General features: G+C 40.2%; 18 protein-coding genes. 15 read left to right on the top strand and 3 right to left on the bottom strand.

The genetic code is table 11. The features are described from left to right. Positions 1 to 3: 3 nt before the first annotated feature. The 5 genes from AX662_RS07415 to AX662_RS07435 all read left to right on the top strand — a co-directional run bounded on the left by AX662_RS07415 (position 4) and on the right by AX662_RS07435 (position 5,214). Positions 4 to 378, top strand: a complete 375-nt coding sequence (locus AX662_RS07415) for a DUF1149 family protein (protein ID WP_002885550.1) — start codon at positions 4 to 6, stop codon at positions 376 to 378. Position 379: 1 nt separating this feature from the next. After that, the gene (locus tag AX662_RS07420; protein WP_060972066.1) at positions 380 to 1,222 is read left to right on the top strand and encodes a DegV family protein; all 843 of its coding nucleotides are present in this window, start codon (positions 380 to 382) and stop codon (positions 1,220 to 1,222) included. Between the two features lie 61 nt (positions 1,223 to 1,283). After that, a complete protein-coding gene (gene dapB, locus AX662_RS07425; protein WP_060972067.1) occupies positions 1,284 to 2,051 on the top strand; it encodes a 4-hydroxy-tetrahydrodipicolinate reductase in 768 nt (255 codons plus the stop codon). Continuing rightward, complete coding sequence (locus tag AX662_RS07430) at positions 2,048 to 3,250, top strand: CCA tRNA nucleotidyltransferase (RefSeq protein ID WP_060972068.1); 1,203 nt, start codon at positions 2,048 to 2,050, stop codon at positions 3,248 to 3,250. The genes dapB and AX662_RS07430 overlap by 4 nt, the downstream gene beginning before the upstream one ends. 83 nt (positions 3,251 to 3,333) lie before the next feature. Continuing rightward, complete coding sequence (locus AX662_RS07435) at positions 3,334 to 5,214, top strand: ABC-F family ATP-binding cassette domain-containing protein (protein WP_060972069.1); 1,881 nt, start codon at positions 3,334 to 3,336, stop codon at positions 5,212 to 5,214. A gap of 85 nt (positions 5,215 to 5,299) precedes the next feature. On the opposite strand, the gene AX662_RS07440 is transcribed toward AX662_RS07435, so the two are convergent. The 3 genes from AX662_RS07440 to AX662_RS07450 all read right to left on the bottom strand — a co-directional run bounded on the left by AX662_RS07440 (position 5,300) and on the right by AX662_RS07450 (position 7,798). Next, positions 5,300 to 5,803: an HdeD family acid-resistance protein gene (locus AX662_RS07440; RefSeq protein WP_002886681.1), complete on the bottom strand. Its 504-nt coding sequence runs from the start codon at positions 5,801 to 5,803 to the stop codon at positions 5,300 to 5,302. 68 nt (positions 5,804 to 5,871) lie between these two features. Next, entirely contained in the window at positions 5,872 to 6,633 is a 762-nt protein-coding gene (locus AX662_RS07445; RefSeq protein ID WP_002890096.1) for an NUDIX domain-containing protein, read from the bottom strand. Between the two features lie 58 nt (positions 6,634 to 6,691). Further along, a complete protein-coding gene (locus AX662_RS07450) occupies positions 6,692 to 7,798 on the bottom strand; it encodes an AAA family ATPase (RefSeq protein WP_060972070.1) in 1,107 nt (368 codons plus the stop codon). Positions 7,799 to 8,154: 356 nt separating this feature from the next. On the opposite strand from AX662_RS07450, the gene gdhA reads away from it, so the two are divergent. From gdhA to AX662_RS07500, 10 genes are all read left to right on the top strand, one after another. Next, the gene (gene gdhA, locus AX662_RS07455; protein WP_060972071.1) at positions 8,155 to 9,507 is read left to right on the top strand and encodes an NADP-specific glutamate dehydrogenase; all 1,353 of its coding nucleotides are present in this window, start codon (positions 8,155 to 8,157) and stop codon (positions 9,505 to 9,507) included. 284 nt (positions 9,508 to 9,791) lie between these two features. Then, positions 9,792 to 11,333, top strand: coding sequence for a YfhO family protein (locus tag AX662_RS07460; protein ID WP_231728422.1), 1,542 nt, complete (start codon positions 9,792 to 9,794; stop codon positions 11,331 to 11,333). 157 nt (positions 11,334 to 11,490) lie between these two features. Further along, entirely contained in the window at positions 11,491 to 11,901 is a 411-nt protein-coding gene (locus tag AX662_RS07465) for a peptide deformylase (RefSeq protein WP_060972073.1), read from the top strand. Positions 11,902 to 12,085: 184 nt separating this feature from the next. Next, on the top strand, positions 12,086 to 12,529 hold the full coding sequence (locus AX662_RS07470) for a MarR family winged helix-turn-helix transcriptional regulator (protein ID WP_002885568.1): 444 nt from the start codon (positions 12,086 to 12,088) through the stop codon (positions 12,527 to 12,529). Positions 12,530 to 12,532: 3 nt separating this feature from the next. After that, positions 12,533 to 14,347 (top strand): ABC transporter ATP-binding protein, encoded by a 1,815-nt coding sequence (locus tag AX662_RS07475; protein ID WP_038675388.1) that lies wholly within the window; start codon positions 12,533 to 12,535, stop codon positions 14,345 to 14,347. After that, complete coding sequence (locus AX662_RS07480) at positions 14,337 to 16,115, top strand: ABC transporter ATP-binding protein (RefSeq protein ID WP_060972074.1); 1,779 nt, start codon at positions 14,337 to 14,339, stop codon at positions 16,113 to 16,115. The genes AX662_RS07475 and AX662_RS07480 overlap by 11 nt, the downstream gene beginning before the upstream one ends. A gap of 107 nt (positions 16,116 to 16,222) precedes the next feature. Further along, positions 16,223 to 16,846, top strand: a complete 624-nt coding sequence (locus tag AX662_RS07485; protein WP_049545662.1) for a GNAT family N-acetyltransferase — start codon at positions 16,223 to 16,225, stop codon at positions 16,844 to 16,846. A gap of 149 nt (positions 16,847 to 16,995) precedes the next feature. Then, on the top strand, positions 16,996 to 17,619 hold the full coding sequence (locus tag AX662_RS07490) for a GTP pyrophosphokinase (protein ID WP_060972075.1): 624 nt from the start codon (positions 16,996 to 16,998) through the stop codon (positions 17,617 to 17,619). 1 nt (position 17,620) lies between these two features. Then, on the top strand, positions 17,621 to 18,298 hold the full coding sequence (locus AX662_RS07495) for a response regulator transcription factor (protein WP_060972076.1): 678 nt from the start codon (positions 17,621 to 17,623) through the stop codon (positions 18,296 to 18,298). A 13-nt stretch (positions 18,299 to 18,311) separates the two neighbouring features. Then, positions 18,312 to 19,535, top strand: a complete 1,224-nt coding sequence (locus AX662_RS07500; RefSeq protein WP_060972077.1) for a sensor histidine kinase — start codon at positions 18,312 to 18,314, stop codon at positions 19,533 to 19,535. Positions 19,536 to 19,763: the final 228 nt, after the last annotated feature.

The raw sequence follows: 19,763 nt of genomic DNA on the forward strand, positions 1-19,763 counted from the left end.
CTAATGGATTTAATTCGCGAAAAAGTATTTGTTAACCGTTACCACTATGATGTTCGTAACCATGAGTGGGAAAAAGAGAATGGTGTGCCTAAAACAAATGTTGAAGTAACTTTCCAGTTGCACAATAAAGATGAAGAAGCTAACAATACGTCTGTTGTAGCTGTTTTGCAATTTATGATTGTCCGTGATGAGTTTGTTATCTCAGGGATTGTTTCTCAAATGGACCATATTCAAAACCGTATCGTCAATGAACCAAAAGACTTCTCACAAGAAGAAGCAGAAGCTTTGGCTGCACCGCTCTTGGATACGCTTCAACGTTTGACTTATGAAGTAACTGAAATTGCCTTGGATCGCCCAGGTATCAACTTGGAGTTCTAAGATGTCTCTTGCAGTTATTACGGATTCATCGGTTAATCTCCCTGCTGAGATTCAGGGCCATGCTGATGTTTATGTTTTAGATATTCCAGTCATCATTGAGGGGCAGCCTTTTGTTGAAGGAAAAAACTTGGATGTCAATCAGTTTTATGAACAAATGGCAAACTCTGAGGAACTGCTCAAGACGTCACAACCAAATCTAGCTGACTTGGATAACTTGCTTATGGAGTTGGAGGCGGAAGGTTATACCCATGTCATTGGGCTTTTCCTTTCTTCAGGAATCTCTGGTTTTTGGGCCAATAGTCAGTTTTTGATTGAGGACCATGCCAAGTTGAAGATTGCTTTTCCTGATACAAAAATCACAGCAGCTCCTATGGGAGCTATGGTGAGAAACGTTTTGCATTGGTCAGCCCAAGGAATGTCTTTTGAGAACATTTTGAAGAAGCTTGAGGAGCAAGTTGACCAAACGACGGCCTATATTCTTGTGGATGATCTTAATCATCTGGTTAAGGGTGGTCGTTTGTCGAATGGTTCGGCGATTTTAGGAAATCTTTTGTCTATCAAACCTATTTTGAATTTTAATGACGAAGGGAAAATCGTTGTTTTTGAAAAGGTGCGTACAGAGAAGAAAGCTGTGAAACGTTTGGTTGCCCTAGCTGAGGAAAATCGTGAAATGGAGCTTAGTATCCTTCACACTAATGCTCCTGAAAAAGCTGAGGAATTTAAAAGACAGATAGAAGAACAGGGAATTAGCGTTTCAACAGTGGTATCCTTATGTGCCGTAATTGCGACACACTTGGGTGAAGGAGCACTAGTGTTAGGTCTAACACCTAAATTTACCAAATAAGTACTATCCATGTGGGATGGGGGCTTGTCTATGATTAAGATCAAAAGAGAGGAAAAATGACATGTCTATTAGAGTTATTGTTGCTGGATTTAAAGGAAGAATGGGTTCAACTGCGGTTGAGATGGTCAAGGGAGATGACGAATTGACTTTGGCTGCCTTGCTTGACCCATTTGCGACAGAAAAAGAAGTGGACGGTATTCCTGTCTTCACAGATAAAGCGGATTTGGTTGGCTTTGATGCAGACGTCTGGGTGGATTTCACTATGCCTGCTGTTGCCTATGAAAATACTCGTTTTGCTTTGGAGAATGGTTTTGCGCCAGTTGTGGGTACCACAGGATTTACTGAGGTACAAATTCAGGAATTAACAGACCTTTCTAAAGACAAGTCTATTGGTGGTTTGATTGCACCTAACTTTGCTATTGGTGCTATCCTTCTTATGAAGTTTGCGGCAGAAGCTAGCAAATATTTCCCAGATCTTGAAATTATTGAGCTTCACCATGACAAGAAAAAGGATGCGCCTTCAGGTACAGCGGTGAAAACAGCTGAACTTATTCGTGAGGTTCGCGAAACGAAACGTCAGGGTGCTGAGGATGAGGTGGAAACACTTGCTGGGGCACGTGGTGCGGAGTTTGATGGTTTCCGTATTCACAGTGTGCGTTTGCCAGGTCTTGTGGCTCACCAAGAGGTTATCTTTGGTGCCCAAGGAGAAGGATTGACCTTGCGTCACGACTCTTACGACCGTATTTCCTTTATGGGTGGTGTCAACCTTGGGATTAAAGAAGTTGTTAAACGTAATCAGCTTGTTTATGGTTTGGAACATTTACTATGAGATTAAGTTATTTGCCTTCTGAATTTCAGAAGGCTTTACCAATATTAGAGAAAATTAAGGCTGCAGGGTTTGAGGCTTACTTTGTTGGTGGATCGGTCCGCGATGCCCTTCTCAACCGTCCTATTCACGATGTTGATATTGCTTCGTCTTCTTATCCTGAGGAGACTAAACAGATTTTTGAGCGTACGGTAGACATTGGTATTGAGCATGGGACCGTTTTGGTCTTGGAAAATGGCGGTGAGTATGAAGTGACGACCTTCCGAACAGAGGACGTCTATGTGGATTACCGTCGTCCGTCTAGCGTGTCCTTTGTGCGTTCATTGGAAGAGGATCTTAAGCGTCGTGATTTTACAGTCAATGCTTTTGCTCTTAATGAAAATGCTGAGATTATTGATAAGTTCAATGGTCTTGCTGATTTGGACAACCGTGTCTTAAGGGCTGTTGGTAAGGCTGAGGAACGCTTTAACGAGGATGCTCTTCGCATCATGCGGGGCCTACGTTTTGCAGCGAGCTTAGATTTCGATATTGAAGAAAAGACTTTTGAGGCTATGACCAGCCATGCTCCTCTTTTGGAAAAGATTTCGATTGAGCGAAGTTTCATCGAGTTCGATAAGTTGCTTTTGGCACCACATTGGAAAAAAGGAATCAATGCACTTCTAGCAACTAAAGCTTATCAGTACCTTCCGGATTTTCAAGAAACTGCTGAAGAATGGCTGTCTTTTGTGTCAGATTATGCTGATGACTTTAGATTTACAAGTTCTGAGCAGGCTTGGGCGGCAACTCTTTTGGCTCTCAAGCACGATAATCCACGCTCTTTTCTTAAAAAATGGAAGACATCTGTTAATTTCCAAAAGACAGTTCAGTCCCTGGTTGACATTTTCAATTTCCGTTTGGAGAGAGATGTGACTAAGCAAGATGTTTATCAGTATGGTAAGGAACTCTTAGAGGAGGCTGAAACCTTGAGACGGGCTCAGGGCTTGGACGTCGATTATGAGCGTATTGCCGAGTTGGATGGCCAGTTGCTCATCCATGATAAGCACGAAATCGTTGTGAATGGTGGCACACTGATGAAGGAGCTAGGATTCAAACCTGGTCCGGACCTTGGTCGTGCACTTAAGGCTATCGAAAATGCCATCGTTGATGGTCAACTAGCTAATGCCGAGGAAGCCATCATGGCCTTTGTTCAAGCTATGAAATAAGTCTAGAGACGTGATAAAAATGACACACCGCTACAGAGCATGCGTAGGATCCGTAGCGGTGTTATTTGTAAGAAGGAAGTAAGATGTCAGATTTTATTGTTGAAAAATTAACCAAGTCCGTTGGAGATAAGACGGTTTTTAAAGAGATTTCATTCATTATCCATGATTTGGATCGTATTGGGATTATTGGTGTCAATGGGACAGGTAAGACAACCTTGCTAGATGTTGTATCTGAGCGTATTGGTTTTGATGGTGATGTGTCACCTTTCACCAAGGCTAATGGCTATAAGATTTCTTATTTGACTCAAGAGCCAGAATTTGATGATAGCAAGACGGTTCTTGAAACTGTCTTGTCATCAGACCTTCGTGAGATGGCTTTGATTCGAGAATATGAAACCCTTATGGCAGAATATTCTGAGGAGAATCAGGCTCGCTTGGAGAAGGTTATGGCTGAGATGGATAGTCTAGATGCTTGGTCCATTGAGAGCGAGGTTAAGACAGTCTTGTCTAAGTTGGGATTGTCAGACCTCTCGCAAAAGGTCGGGGACCTCTCAGGTGGTCTTCGTCGCCGTGTGCAGTTGGCTCAGGTTCTCTTGAATGATGCAGATCTCTTGCTCTTGGATGAGCCAACTAACCATTTGGATATTGATACTATTGCTTGGTTGACTAATTTTCTTAAGTCTTCTAAAAAAACGGTCCTCTTTATTACCCACGACCGTTATTTCTTGGACAATGTGGCCACACGTATCTTTGAGCTAGACCAGGCTAATCTGATTGAATACCAGGGAAATTATCAAGACTATGTGCGTCTAAAGGCTGAACAAGATGAACGAGATGCAGCGGCTCTTCACAAGAAAAAGCAACTCTATAAGCAGGAGTTGGCATGGATGCGAACGCAACCACAGGCACGTGCGACCAAGCAACAAGCTCGTATCAATCGTTTTAAGGAGCTTAAGGGTGAGGTTCACCAAACGGTTAATAATGACGATCTTGAAATTAACTTTGAGACTAGCCGTATTGGTAAGAAAGTAGTGAACTTCGAGCATGTTGATTTTGCTTATGAAGATGGCAAGCAAATTCTCAGTGATTTCAATCTTATCATGCAAAATCGTGATCGTATCGGTATTGTTGGGGATAATGGTGTCGGGAAATCGACCTTGCTCAATCTGATTAATGGTGACCTTGTGCCTACAGCTGGTGTTCTGGATATTGGTGAGACGGTACGTATTGGTTATTTCTCACAGCAAATTAAAGATATGGATGAGAGTAAGCGTGTCATTAACTACTTGCAAGAAGTTGCAGATGAAGTTAAGACAACGGTTGGAACAACTAGTATCACAGAGCTCTTAGAGCAATTCCTTTTCCCTCGTTCTACCCATGGGACACAGATTACCAAGCTCTCTGGTGGGGAAAAGAAACGTCTTTATCTACTTAAGATTCTGATTGAAAAGCCCAACATTCTGCTCTTGGATGAGCCGACAAATGATTTAGACATTGCGACTTTGACAGTTTTGGAAAACTTCCTCAATGGTTTTGGAGGCCCTGTTGTTACCGTAAGTCACGACCGCTATTTCTTGGACAAGGTGGCTAACAAGATTCTAGCCTTTGAAGAGGGTGGTGTGCGAGAGTTCTTTGGTAACTACTCTGACTACCTTGATGAAAAAGCCTTCTTCCAAGAGCAAGCAGCCCTCTTAGAGAAGGAAAAAGAGCAAGCTAGCGTTAAAGTTGAGAAAGTCAAAGAAGACAAAAAACGCATGAGCTACTTTGAAAAACAAGAGTGGGCGACCATCGAGGATGAGATTGCTGACCTTGAAGCCAAAATCGAAGAGATTGAAGCAGCCATGCTTGAAAATGCTAGCGATTATGGACAGTTAGCCACCCTCCAACGAGACTTGGATGCTGCTAACGAAACCTTGCTTGAAAAGTATGAACGCTATGAGTATTTGAGTGAGCTAGAAGGATAAGCTCTTTAGTAATCAAAGTATGACAAAAGCCCTGCAAATGTGAATTGCAAGGCTTTTTTATGTTTATGTAGTGACTATTTTCTTCCTACCACAAGCGGAACGAAAAGGAGAGGACAGAGACCCCCGCGAAGATAATTAAGGAAGCTACCAAGCGCCCAATAAGAAAGGCTGAGAAAAACGGAGCACTAAAGAGCAGGAGTCCAAAGACTAGACAAATCAAGGCGATTGATAGGGCAGGTTGACCTGAGAAGCCGAATTGACGTTGGCGATAAGCTTGAAAGCCTTGCGTAAATGCTGAGACAAGAAGCCACCAAGCGATAATGGTTACAGCTACGCCCGAGAGCACCCATGCTGATGTTGATAGCAGAATAATACCAAAAACGATGGAAATGATACTCTGAAGCAGTTGGAAGAAGGAGCGGTTTTCGTTATCTCGTTTAAAATAAACCATGAGACTTGAAACACCAGATACTAGCATCACTAGGGCAAATAGCCAACCAACGATGGCAAGAAGATTTGTAGGATTAGCGAAGAAAAAGACACCCAAGAGTGTAATGAGAATTCCACTAATCAATGTAAAACTTTTCATAGGATACCTCTTATTAATTTTCTTAATACTACTATGTAAGTATCAAATTGTCAAACAAAGACCTTACTTTAGAGTGGCTTGATATGATATGTGTAGGTGGCAGCCTTTCTGGTTCTAGTAGCTACCTGACGACCTGTTTTTTGGAAGAGGTGTTTAAAGCGACGCAAGAAATTTGTGGAATCCATCTTGAGGTAGTCTTCATTGAAGGTACCAAAAAGTTGGCGGTAGGTGGTCAAGGTGTTTTCCTCGGGCATAATGGAAAGGATAGTTGGATAGTATTCGAGTCGTCCCTTGATACGTTCCATAGCTGTTAAGAGAATTTCCCAATGGTCAAAGGCAAGGTCATCATGTGACAGCGTCTTGTCACCATCAACAAGTTGCAGTTGACCGTCTACCATGGCAATGTCTAACCAATGCGTAGACGCAGCATCGTCGGCAGCCTTTTCCACTTGAATGTCATTGAAGGTCATGAAGCAGAGGTAAGCCACTGTAATGGTCCACATTCGAGGATCCCGATAAGGTGTTCCCACAGTAATGAGTTGCTCAATATGATCAGGGTTGAGTGTAATGGATGTTTCCTCCTGTACTTCGCGACAGACAGCTAGATTGAGATCTTCTTGCTCCTGAACGAAGCCACCACTGAAGGCGTATTTCCCCATGAAGGGATGGTTTTTTCGCTTGATAAGTAAGGTTTGGACTCTTCCTTCATAATAGCGGAAGATGACCGAGTCAACGGTCACTGAGGGCTTAACGTACTTATCCATTTCCTCTCGCTGATAGATGTCCAAAAATTCCTTTTCGCTACCAGAGTTTTCGAAGGTTCTAGTCATATGTTTCCTCCATGTTTGTATTGTAAGTTTTAAGTGATGATTACGTTGGATTGGTCTTTTAAATCTCTATGTGTAGACGTTCTTTGATTGCTTTTTTGGCATTGTGGTAGTTGTCCGCAAAGAAGCTGTCACTATTACTATTTTCCCCTAAAATAACGATTTTATCCTTGAATGGTGATAGGAGGTCTAAGAGATGCTTGGTAAACCAGTCACGTGTTTGGCTATCAGCCATAGTCATGTCACGGAAGCCATCATCCACATAGTTTGATTTTGGCAGAATTACAAAAATCAAATCCCATTTTTCACGGGCTTGAGTTACCTGATAGAGCCGATCCAGCATATCAAATTCTTCTTTAGAAATATTTTCTTTCAAATAGTAGTCGATATAAACTTTTGTGACTGTTGAGTTGGTATCGGCAAAGATAAGTCCTGAGTGCTGCCCTTTATCAATGATATCAGAGGTCTGGGCATATTGATCTGTTAGGAGGTGAATATAATCGTTAGTATCTAACTCGTCATCTCGTACATTATACTTTTCTTGATACTCCCTAGCATATTCAAGAGAGCAGGGAGCGTTGTAAGATCGAGCCAAATCTTTAACAAGAGTAGTTTTTCCACCGCTAGCAGAGCCCACGACAAGGACCTTACGAGTAAAGTGACGACGGAAAGGCTTGGTGATAAAACGCCAATTTTCCATAGGATTGTCGCGAATCTCGGTAGCAGAGATGTTGATAATAGAGCGTTCGATGAGTTCTACCTGAGCTTGAGGATAATAGCGATTGAGCTCGGTCACGTACTCTGGCTCTCCAACATAAAAGGTAATCTTTTCAGGATTATCCGTATTTTTAGAGATAAGCTCTTTGACACGATTAACCCAAGGTACCCATCCCTCGGGATAGGCTGGCATCCCAGCCTCATCCAGTTTATCCACAACGACTAATTCATCATCATAGAAAACTTCTCGAACATAACGGAAACGGCGGTTGAGTGATAGGCTTGCACGTGTCCCCCGATCTTCTTGTGTGTTGCTGCCACTTACGATGACGAGCACATTGTCATTAGCGCGTTTTGCCTTGGTAATAAGGTCAACGTGCCCAACATGCATTGGAGCGAAAGTTCCAAAAACAATGCCGATGTGCTTTCCTGATAATTGCTTTCTTTTCATAAAAAATGATCCTTTTTAAGATTTAGTAAAATTACTAAATTCATAATAACATAGTTGGAGATCTTTGTAAATATAAAATAGTAAATTTACTAAATTGTTTTTAGGTTATTTTAGCTTTAAAGTTGAAAAAAAGTTTAAAAAATTTTGGAGAAAAACTAGAAAAATAGAATCCGCTTACATTATTGAATTGATAACTTTTTAGGAGTAACTTTAAAAAGATAGATTACTTGTTATGTCATAAAACCTAACATAAAAATCAAAAAAATAGCAGAAAATACTTGACAAGAAGATTCTGAAAATTTATACTATTCATGTAATTAAATTACTAAGGTAATTATTTGAAAGGAAACATTGATATGACAACAGGTAAAGAGTACGTTGCTAGCGTTTTTGAAAAAGTGAAAGCTCAAAATGGCCATGAGGCTGAGTTCCTTCAAGCAGTTGAAGAAGTTTTCGATTCACTTGTTCCTGTCTTCGACAAATATCCTAAATATATTGAAGAAAACCTTTTGGAACGTTTGGTTGAACCAGAACGTATCGTTTCATTCCGTGTGCCATGGGTTGACGATAAAGGACGAGTACAAGTAAACCGTGGTTTCCGTGTACAATTCTCATCAGCTATTGGTCCTTACAAAGGTGGTCTTCGTTTCCACCCATCAGTAAACCAATCAATCATTAAATTCCTTGGTTTCGAACAAATCTTTAAAAACTCATTGACTGGTCAACCAATCGGTGGTGGTAAAGGTGGATCAAACTTCGATCCTAAAGGTAAATCAGATAACGAAATCATGCGTTTCTGCCAAAGCTTCATGACTGAATTGAGCAAACACATTGGTGCAGATACAGACGTACCTGCAGGTGATATCGGTGTTGGTGGACGTGAAATTGGTTACCTCTATGGCCAATACAAACGTCTTCGTAATGAGTACACAGGTGTTCTTACTGGTAAAGGTTTGAACTGGGGTGGATCACTTGCTCGTACAGAAGCAACTGGTTACGGTGCTGTTTACTTTGCAGAACAAATGCTTAATGCACGTGGTGAAAACTTTAACGGTAAAACAGCAGTTGTTTCAGGTGCTGGTAACGTTGCCATCTACGCTATTGAAAAATTGCAAAGCCTAGGTGCTAAAGCTGTAACATGTTCTGACTCATCTGGTTTTGTTTATGATCCAGACGGAATCGACGTTGACTTGTTGAAAGAAATCAAAGAAGTTAAACGTGAACGTATCGTTAAATATGCAGAAGCTCGTCCAAATGCAACCTTCACACCTGCTGGTGGTGAAAAGACAGTTTGGTCTATCAAAGCTGACTTGGCATTCCCATGTGCAACTCAAAATGAATTGGATGAAACAGATGCAGAAACACTTGTAGCAAATGGTGTATTGGCTGTTTCAGAAGGTGCTAACATGCCTTCAACTTTGGGAGCTATTGATGTCTTCCTTAAAGCTGGTGTATCATTCGGTCCTGCCAAAGCTGCTAACGCTGGTGGTGTTGCTGTATCAGCTCTTGAAATGGCACAAAACAGCGGACGTACACAATGGACATTCGAAGAAGTTGATGCTAAACTTTACGATATCATGAAAGGTATCTACGAAAATGCTGCAGCAGCTGCTAAAGAATTTGGTCATGAAGGTAACCTTGTTGTGGGTGCCAACATCGCTGGATTCCTTAAAGTTGCAGACGCTATGTCAGCTCAAGGTATTGTTTAATTAACAGCCTTGACCTGATCAATAAGCCTCTCGATAAAATAAAAAAAGAAGCCTGCGGGTTTCTTTTTTTGTTTAGACAGACTTAGGAGGAAGAGGAATTTTGTGCTTTTTTGGTATAATACCTTGTAAGAAATCTCTTTCTAGAGTAGATTTTTATGAATTAGAATACGAGAGGAATAATTTTGAGTGTTGGAAAGGGTCCCTGTGGGCTAAAAAAGAAGAAGTATACTAATCAGACAATCATTCTAATAAGTTTCTTAATCAGTATGGTGTCAATACTGCCTATGTTCTTTTTTAGGGACAAGCTTTATGGTGATGATATTGTCTTTCACATTAACCGACTGTTATCTTTGGATACTGTCTGGAGGAGTCCTATCAATTTTACGACTAACGGAGGGACCGGACAATTAATCAATACCTTCTATCCCTGGTTAACTTATTATCCTATTTTCATAATCTATAAGCTGACTCAGTCGGTCTTTGTAGCCTGGATGAGTTTTCAGTTTCTTGTTCGCTTTGTAACTTGTTTGCTTAGTTTTTACGGATTACGTTTATTGAAATATTCTGATAAACAGGTGATGATATTTTCTACCTTTTATCTCTTTTCGGGGTATTTCTTGCACAATTCTTATTACCGGGCGGCCGTTGGCGAAACGCTAGCGATGATTTTTCTACCTCTAGTTTTCGTTGGCGTTCGTTTGATAACTTTTGGAGATTACAAGAAATGGTGGATTTTGACTCTTGGGATGCTTGGTTTAGTTTATTCCCATGTCTTATCGGTCCTTTTGGCTTCTGTTGGGATTTTCTTTGCGGTGGTAACTAGTTTTTGGATTTGGGATAATAAAAAAGAACGTGTCCTAGGATTTCTTAAGGCCACCCTTGTCACTCTTAGTATGTCTCTAGCTTTCTTTGTTCCTATGATAGAGCAATTCAAGTATGTCACTCTACGAACGACTTTTAAACCGCTCCTATCAAAGACAGCTTTAAGTCTGGCAGACAACTGGGAGTTGATTCTAAAAAGTGATTTAAGGACTCCATCAGTAAATCTTCTCTATCTCCTGGGCTTATTGCTAAGCCTGATTTTTGCTAAGCGTTTTGTGAAGGATAAGGAAGCTAGAATTTACCTTTTTATTTCTTTTGTTTTGGCCTTTTTGACTTTGAATAGTTTTCCTTGGCAGTTCTTACAGGCAAGTCCAGTGTCCAACCTTCAATTTCCTTGGAGATTATGGAGTTTTGCTCTGCTTTTCTTCAGTTTAGCTTTGGCGAATATCTTAGAAAATATTTCTATAAAGGCATCGACAATACTTGTCTTGTTAGGTCTTTGTCTAAATATGTTTCAGATTGTTACTGTTCAAGATAAGATGACTAAAGCAAAGAATATATTGCCAAGTCATACAAAAGTCACGAGAGAAATGCTGGCCAAGGGAACTTATAAAAATATAAATGGGGATTATACCAATAAAGAAGTGCCTTTTGGCTTTGTCTTTGACAAACACCTCTTCTTGGATAATCAGGAAATTAAGTCAACCATCAGACGTTCTCCAAAGGAGCTAGCACTTACAGTAGATAACGAGTCAAAAGAAGCTAAGGTCTTGTCGCTACCAGTTTTCTACTATAAAGGACAAAAAGCGAGGATTGATGGAAAGCGAGTAACTACTTACTTAGCTAAAGAAAAGAATCCAACTAATCTAGTCCTACCACCAGGTAAGCATGGTGTCGTTTTGACCTATAGCTATACTACAGTTGCTAAAGTGGCAATGAGTGTTTCAACTATTAGTCTTTTGGCGTTTATTGGTTATTTGTATAGAGTGAAGAAAGATGACTAAAAAGAAGCCTGCGGGTTTCTTTTTTTGACTGTTTTACTAGAGGGTAGGCCTTTTGATATAATAGGTCAAGGTGATTAATATGAAATTGAAAACCTTCGTCTCTGATAAAAAAAGGAGATATGATTTCATATTTTAGATAAGAAAAGGGAGTAAATAGATGATAAAAACTATCGTAAAGGATGTCTTTTTCCTTGGACAAAAATCGACAGAAGCGACTAAAGAAGACCTCTACTTGGCTAAAGATTTACGTGATACACTGGAGTTTCATAAGGATGCCTGTGTGGGGATGGCTGCCAATATGATTGGCGTTAAAAAGCGTGTTATTATCGTCAATATCGGTTTTGTTAATCTAGTCATGTTTAATCCTGTTTTAGTCAGCAAGTCCTCACCTTTTCAAACAGAGGAGTCTTGTTTGTCTTTAGAAGGAAGTCGTCCAACCAAACGTTATGAGTCGATTGAGGTTGCTTATTTAGATGAACAATGGATGCCTAAACAGTTAAATTTTTCTGGCATGCCAGCCCAAATTATTCAACATGAATTGGATCATTTGGAGGGGATTATTATTTAGATAGCCTAGCCCAAGTGGGCTAGTTTTTGAGTTCAAAGCCTTAATAATCATAGTTATGGGAGTGAGAGTGGAAAGCAATTTTTTTCTCACTCTTTTTTAGTTCTCATAAGAACTTTTTTCTTGACATTAGTTCTCATAAGAACTAAAATAGTTTCCATGAGAATTATTCAAGGAGGGACTTGCGATGCATGGAAAAGATACTTTTAGTGAATTCAGAGAATTCATCAATACTATGGAATCTCGCGTGCAAGAGTTAGGAAAGGTCCATGGGGTTGAGCATTTAGCTGGCCCACAAGGGTTTGCCGTCAAGTATTTGTCTGACAATCAAGATAAAGAAATCTTTATCAAAGACATTGAAAAAAGACTATGTATTTCTAAATCAGTGGCTAGTAATTTGGTCAAACGAATGGAAAAAAATGGTTTTGTTGAGTTGGTGACATCGGACAAGGATAAACGCTACAAGTATGTTCATCTGACAGACTTAGGTAAAAAGAAAGCTCGAGATGTCAAACATTTTCGAGAGGCCATCCATGAACAGCTGTTAGAAGGTATTTCCAAAGAAGATGCTGAAACAGCCTTTCGTGTCTTTCACCAAATTCGTATGAATTTAGAAAAAAATAAGGAGTAACTTATGTTTAAAATTTTTAAACGTTTGACGACAAAAGAGTTAATCATGATTGTCTTAGCGGTGATTTTTGTTTGCTTGAACGTCTACCTAAACTTGAAAATTCCAGACTATATGTCTGATATTACGACACTCTTATCAACTAAGGGAACTAAAGCGTCGGATATTTTTGCCTGGAATACAGATGCCCCAGGGATGCGAATGCTTTTAATGTCGTTTGCTGGCTTTATGGCCTCTGTAGTTGTTGGTTTCTTAGCTGCCAGAACAGCGGCAAGTTTTACCACCCGCCTTCGTGATGATATCTTTCATCAGGTTCTAGATTTTTCGGATGCAGAGATCAAGAAATTCTCAATTCCTAGTCTTTTGACCCGTACGACAAATGATATTACCCAATTGCAGATGGTACTTACCATGGGGTTACAGGTCATTACACAGGGGCCTATCATGGCCATTTGGGCGATTACAAAGATTGCCGATAAAAATGGTAACTGGCTCCTTGCCTTGCTTGTCGCTGTGGCAGTGATTGCCATTCTCATGCTCTTCCTCTTGATTATGGTTATGCCTAAGCAACGCTTGATTCAAACTCTGACAGATAAACTGAATAGCGTAACACGTGAATCTCTTACAGGAATTCGTGTGGTGCGTGCCTATAACGCTGAAAGTTATCAAGAGGATAAGTTTGAGAAGGCCAATACTGATTTGACCCAAAACAACCTCTTTATCGGTCGTTCTTTTGCCTTACTGACACCGGTGATGACTGCTGTATCAAGTGGTTTGACACTGGCTATTTATTGGATTGGTGCGCATTTGATTGAAGATGTTAAGATTCCAACAGATCCAACTAAGATTGCTGGTGCCATGGAAAATAAGGTCCATCTCTTCTCAGACATGGTGGTTTATTCATCTTATGCCATGCAGGTTGTTATGGGATTCATGATGATGATTGTTGTTTTCTTCCTTCTTCCACGTGCAGTTGTAGCAGCTAGTCGTATCAATGAAGTTCTAGATACCCAATCTTCAGTCTCTTACCCTGAAAATAGTTCTGAAAAGCCTAAAGAAGTGGGTACTGTCGAATTTGATGATGTTTCCTTCCGTTATTCTGAAACTTCAGAGCCTGTTTTGGAGCATGTTAGCTTCAAAGCTAAAAAAGGTGACACGGTGGCCTTTATTGGTTCGACTGGATCTGGTAAATCAACACTTGTCAACCTTATTCCACGTTTTTATGATGCCACGCAAGGAACAATCAAGGTTGACGGTGTCGATGTACGCCATTATGACCACGAAACCTTGCACAATATAGTCGGTTATATTCCACAGAAGGCAGTGCTTTTCTCAGGTGATATCACGTCAAATATGACGATGGGAACGAGCAATAACAGTCCTCTTGATGATGCTAAGATTTGGGAAGCTCTCGAATTGGCTCAAGGAAAAGACTTTGTTGAAAATAAAGAAGGTCAACTTAAGGCAGAAGTTGCCCAAGCTGGGTCTAACTTCTCAGGTGGACAGAAACAACGTTTGGCTATTGCGCGTGCCTTGGCACGTAAGCCTGAAATCTTGATTTTCGATGATTCCTTCTCAGCCTTGGACTATAAGACCGATCGTAAGTTACGTCAAGAATTGGCTGAAAAAACACAAGATATGACCAAGTTGATTGTTGCTCAACGTATTTCTACTATTATGGATGCGGACCAAATCTTGGTACTTGACCAAGGTAAGGTCGTTGGTCAAGGAACTCACAAGGAACTCTTGGCAAATAATGAGGTTTACCAAGAAATTGCCTATTCACAATTGTCTAAGGAGGAGTTAGAAAATGGAAAATAAGCCAAAAACATCATCCTATAAACGCTTAAAACCCTATATTAAAGGTTTCCAAATTCCGTTTGTCCTTGCGATTTTTGGAGCAATTATTTCAGCGGTCATTACAGTTATTGGACCAGATAAGCTTAAAGAAATTACCAATACTATTACTGAAGGTATCACACCTACAAAAATGGGGACGATTCCAGGCATTGATTTGGACAAGGTAGCAAGTATTGCTATGACCTTGGCTGTTCTCTATGCCATTTCAGCGATTGTTGGGTACTTACAAAGTTTTACGGTTGCGACAGTTACACAACGCTTTTCACAACGTTTCCGTACAGCTATCCAAAAGAAAATCAACAGTGTTCCCCTTAATTATTTTGACGGTCACTCTCAAGGGGATACCCTCTCTCGTGTGACTAATGACGTTGACCTTTTGGGACAATCTCTTAGTCAAGGTCTGGGTACCCTAATTACTTCAAGTGTTCTCTTGGTCGCAGCCATTATTATGATGTTTTACTCAAATGTCACTATGGCTTTCACTGCGATTGGTTCTGTCTTGATAGGATTTGTTCTAGTAGCCTTCATCATGGGTTTCTCACAACCCCTTTTCAAACGTCAACAAGAAAATTTGGCTAATATTAATGGATATATTGAAGAAATCTACACAGGTCAAGCAGTTGTAACGAGTTACAATGCATCTGAAGAAAGTAGTCAAGCTTTCAAGGGACTTAATGATAAGCTCTATAAATCGATGTGGCAATCTCAGTTTATCTCAGGTATTATGATGCCACTTATGATTTTCATTGGGAACTTTGGTTACGTCATGGTCTGTCTTGTGGGAGCTATTAAGGTTATTGATGGTAGCTTGACTATTGGTGATGTGGTAGCCTTCATGACTTATGTTCGTATTTTCTCACAACCTCTTTCTCAAATTGCACAAGGGATTACGCAACTCCAGTCAGCCACTGCAGCTATTGGTCGTATCTTTGAATTTTTGGAAGAAAAAGATATGGATGACGAATCAAGTAAGACAGCTGAATTGACAGATACTAAAGGTCAAGTTGTCTTTGATCATGTTTCCTTTGGTTATACTCCTGAAAAGACTATTATTCATGATTTTTCAGCTCTTGCTAAGCCAGGTCAAAAGATTGCGATTGTTGGTCCAACAGGTGCTGGTAAGACGACTATTGTTAACTTACTTATGAAGTTCTATAACATCGATCAAGGCCATATCACCATTGACGGTGTGGATACTGGCGACATGAAACGTGAAACTGTCCATGATCAATTCTCTATGGTGCTTCAGGACACATGGCTCTTTGAAGGTACTATTCGTGATAATTTAATTTACAACCAAGAAAATATCTCTGAGGAGCAAGTTATTGCTGCAGCCAAGGCTGTCGGTGTTCACCACTTTATCACCACACTTCCAAAAGGTTATGACACTTATTTGGATGATTCTGTGACATTATCAGTTGGTCAGAAACAGCTCTTGACCATTGCACGTGCGCTTCTGAAGGATGCCCCTCTTCTTATCTTGGATGAAGCGACATCATCTGTTGACACCAGAACAGAAGAATTGATTCAAAAAGCCATGGACAAGCTTATGGAAGGTCGGACTTCCTTTGTCATTGCTCACCGCTTATCAACTATTAGAAATGCTGATCTTATCCTTGTGATGAAAGATGGGAATATTATTGAACAAGGAAATCATGATGAGCTCATGGCAGCAGATGGTTTCTATGCTGATCTTTATAATAGTCAATTTACAGAAGAAGTTGCCTAAACTTTTCTTATAAAATTATAAGATTTTACAAAAAGCCATAGAACGTATGACTGTCAGTCATGCGTTTTGTGTTATACTGAAAAAAACAGACAGATTAGGAGATTAAGATGCAATATCGCAAAGCAAGACTAGACGAAGTTCAGGAAGTGGCACAAGTATGTGCAGATGCCTTTGAAGATTATCCCTATCTTTCAATGATTGCCACTAATTTAAAGAAGCCTGAACAGTATGAGGAATTTGTCTTAGCCTTGCAGGAAATGTTGGTGCGTTTAGCTATAAAGATGGATTCGTGTTTGGTGGCTGAAAAGGATGGTCGCATTGTTGCGGCAGCTATTTTACAGCATCAGACGATTTCTATGCTTAATTATCTCCAGAACGGAGCGACCAAGCTTTTCCGTTTCATAAGCATCACTAAGTTGTTTAAGTACTTTAATTTTGTTGAAGAGTCTGAAAGACATCTGGAGGATTCTGCAGAATACGATTGGTATCTGATGATGTTAGCAGTAACTCCAGATTATCAAAGAAAAGGTATAGGAAGTCGTTTCTTGCTTGAAGGGGTTGAACCTTTTGTACGTAGTACAGGAGGTCGTAGTCTTGGCTTGATTACCAATCGCGATTACAATGTGCCTTTCTATGAGAAAAATGGCTACAAGCAATGTGGTTATAAGGTCTTGACCTATGAAACACACAAACTAGGCAACTGGCCTTTTGTCAAACCACTTGATGCATAGCCTTGTGTTAATTAAACTTAGATAAGCAAATTGAATCTGGCTTCGGCTGGATTTTTTCTTATTCTTTAAGAGACTCTCATAGCTGGCTTATTCCTTATTTTTAAGCCTATCTATGCTATAATTAGGGAATGGTATTAGAGGAGGTTTATATGTTAACTCCAAGTATTTATGGGGAATATGCTCAGTATCTCCCCAAGATTTTACAAGAAATAACAGACCCAATTATTGCGGCTAATATTACTAGCAAAAAAGAAACAGGCTTCAAACTCTATGAACATTTTATTTCACGAATCAAGGAGAGCGATTCTATGCGTGAAAAGTGTCGTCGGAAAAATTTGCCTGAAACCAGTCAGTCTGCCCTCAAGGAAATCCGTGACAGTATAGGGCTTCGAATTGTTTGTGGCTTTGTCGATGATATTTACAAGACTATCGATGTCATTAAGACTATCCCTGGCGTCTCTATCTATAACGAGAAAGATTACATTTTAAATGCTAAGCCTAATGGTTATCGTTCATACCATCTCATTTTGGAAGTAGAAACCGAGTTTCCAGATGTCTTAGGAAATGAGAAAGGAACCTATTTTGTTGAGGTTCAGCTTAGAACCATCGCTCAGGATTCGTGGGCCAGTTTGGAGCATCAGATGAAGTACAAGCATGATATCAAGAATCCAGAAATGATTACCCGTGAGCTTAAGCGCTGTGCGGATGAATTAGCTTCATGCGATTTGACCATGCAGACCATCCGTAACTTAATTCAAGAAGGAGGGGACTAGAATGGCTTTGAAAATTCTACTAGCTGAGGATGAGGAGGCCTTATCTCGAGTCTACAAGGCCGCTCTTGAGCATCAAGGCTATGAGGTGGATCAGGCCTTTAACGGTCAAGAGGCAGTTGACCTAGCTGCACAGAATGCCTATCAGGTAATGATTATGGATATTATGATGCCTATCAAAACAGGCATTGAGGCCCTGAAAGAGATTCGCTCCTCTGGGAATACGACGCATGTCATTATGTTGACGGCCATGGCTGAAGTTGATGATCGTGTGACAGGACTTGACGCTGGGGCAGACGATTACTTGACCAAGCCGATTTCTCTTAAGGAACTTTTGGCTCGTTTGCGCTCGCTAGAGCGTCGTGTTAGTGAGACCTTTACTGCCAAAATTTTGACACTTGGTTCTGTACGTTTGGACCAGGAGGAGCAGGAGCTAGTAGCTGGGAATGCCATTCGACTTTCAAGTAGAGAGACCAAGTTAATGGCTCACTTCATGCTCAATCCTGCTAAGAAATTAACGACTGAGCACCTTTTTAAGACCATCTGGGATGATGAGGAAGATGTGGACGAGTCGATTGTCTGGGTCTATATTTCCTATTTGCGTCAGAAATTGCAAGCCATCCAGGCTGATATCAGTATTCTTGGTGAAAAGGGTGGTGACTTTTGCCTTCTTGCCAATTAGAGAGGAGTAGTGCATGCTTAGACGTTTACGACTTCAGTTTATTACGATTGCTTCCTTGGCTATTCTCTTTATCTTGGTTTTTACAGTGGGAATCATCAATACTGTGAGGTCCTTTCAGACAGAACAGGAAATTAGTAAGGTTCTCAACACGCTTACAGAAAATAATGGTAGTTTCGGAAAAACTAAAAAAATTGAGACCAATCAAGGGCATGAAATTCCATTGGATAGTTTTCGTTTTTTCAGTGTGACCTTATCTGGTGATAAAGTGGTCAGTCAGGATACCAGCCATACTTCTTTAATAGATGATGAAGAAGCTGTTAGCTATGCACTTGCAGCTAGCCGTATGACGAATACTCTTGGAACAATTAGAGAAAAAAATATCAATCTGAGTTATCAGGTTAGCAAAGTCAGCAAAAATAAGATTCTTGTGGTCTTCCTGGACACGACCTCTTATTACAATTCTTCCCAAGCCTTGCTCAGTCTTTCTATCCTTCTATCAATGTTTGGGTTTATCTTTTTTGTCGTCATTGTCAGTGCCTTATCAGGAATCGTCATTCGTCCCTTCATTCGAAACTACGAAAAGCAGCGACGTTTTATTACCAATGCTAGTCATGAATTAAAGACACCATTGGCCATTATTTCTGCCAATACGGAGCTACAGGAACTCATGACTGGAGAGAACGAATGGACCAAGTCAACGAATGACCAGGTGGCACGTTTGACCACTCTAATCAATTCTCTAGTAGCCCTATCTCGTCTGGAGGAGCAGCCGGATATTGTTCTTCAAGATGTCGATTTTTCCTATATTACTGAGGATGCAGCAGAGGACTTTAAGGGACCTGTCGTTCGAGACGGTAAATCTTTTGTCATGGACATCACACCGGATATTCATGTAAAGGCAGAGGAGAAGTCTCTCTTTGAACTTGTGACTCTCCTTGTGGATAATGCTAACAAGTATTGTGATCCAGAAGGGACAGTTACGGTAAGACTTCGTCAGATTGGAAGAACGCGAAAACGGGCTCGTTTAGAAGTGTCAAACACCTATAAAGAAGGTAAGGCTGTTGACTATAGCAAGTTTTTTGAGCGTTTTTATCGTATTGAAGAATCCCATAATAACAAAGAACACAAAGGTTTTGGCATTGGCCTGTCCATGGCTCAAAGTATGGTCAAATTATTTAAGGGGCGTATCTTTGCCTCTTATAAAAATGACACCATCACCTTTACAGTTATCTTGTAAGGATATTTTTTAAATATTTGACTAGGTGAAAACCCTAATTTATGATAAAATAGTAAGGATGAAGATTTAGTGTTTTCTTTGCAAAAAAAGAAAACATTTTCCTATCCTAATCATAAAAAGGAGTTGCTCGAATAAGCCCCTTAACCACCCTAAAAGGATGGTAATTGACGACTTAGGAAAGATGAATCTCAGCTAAGAATTAAATCATAAAACAAAATAGTTAATAGG

The sequence above is a fragment of the Streptococcus sp. CCH5-D3 genome, from assembly GCF_001556435.1.
Taxonomy (GTDB): domain Bacteria; phylum Bacillota; class Bacilli; order Lactobacillales; family Streptococcaceae; genus Streptococcus.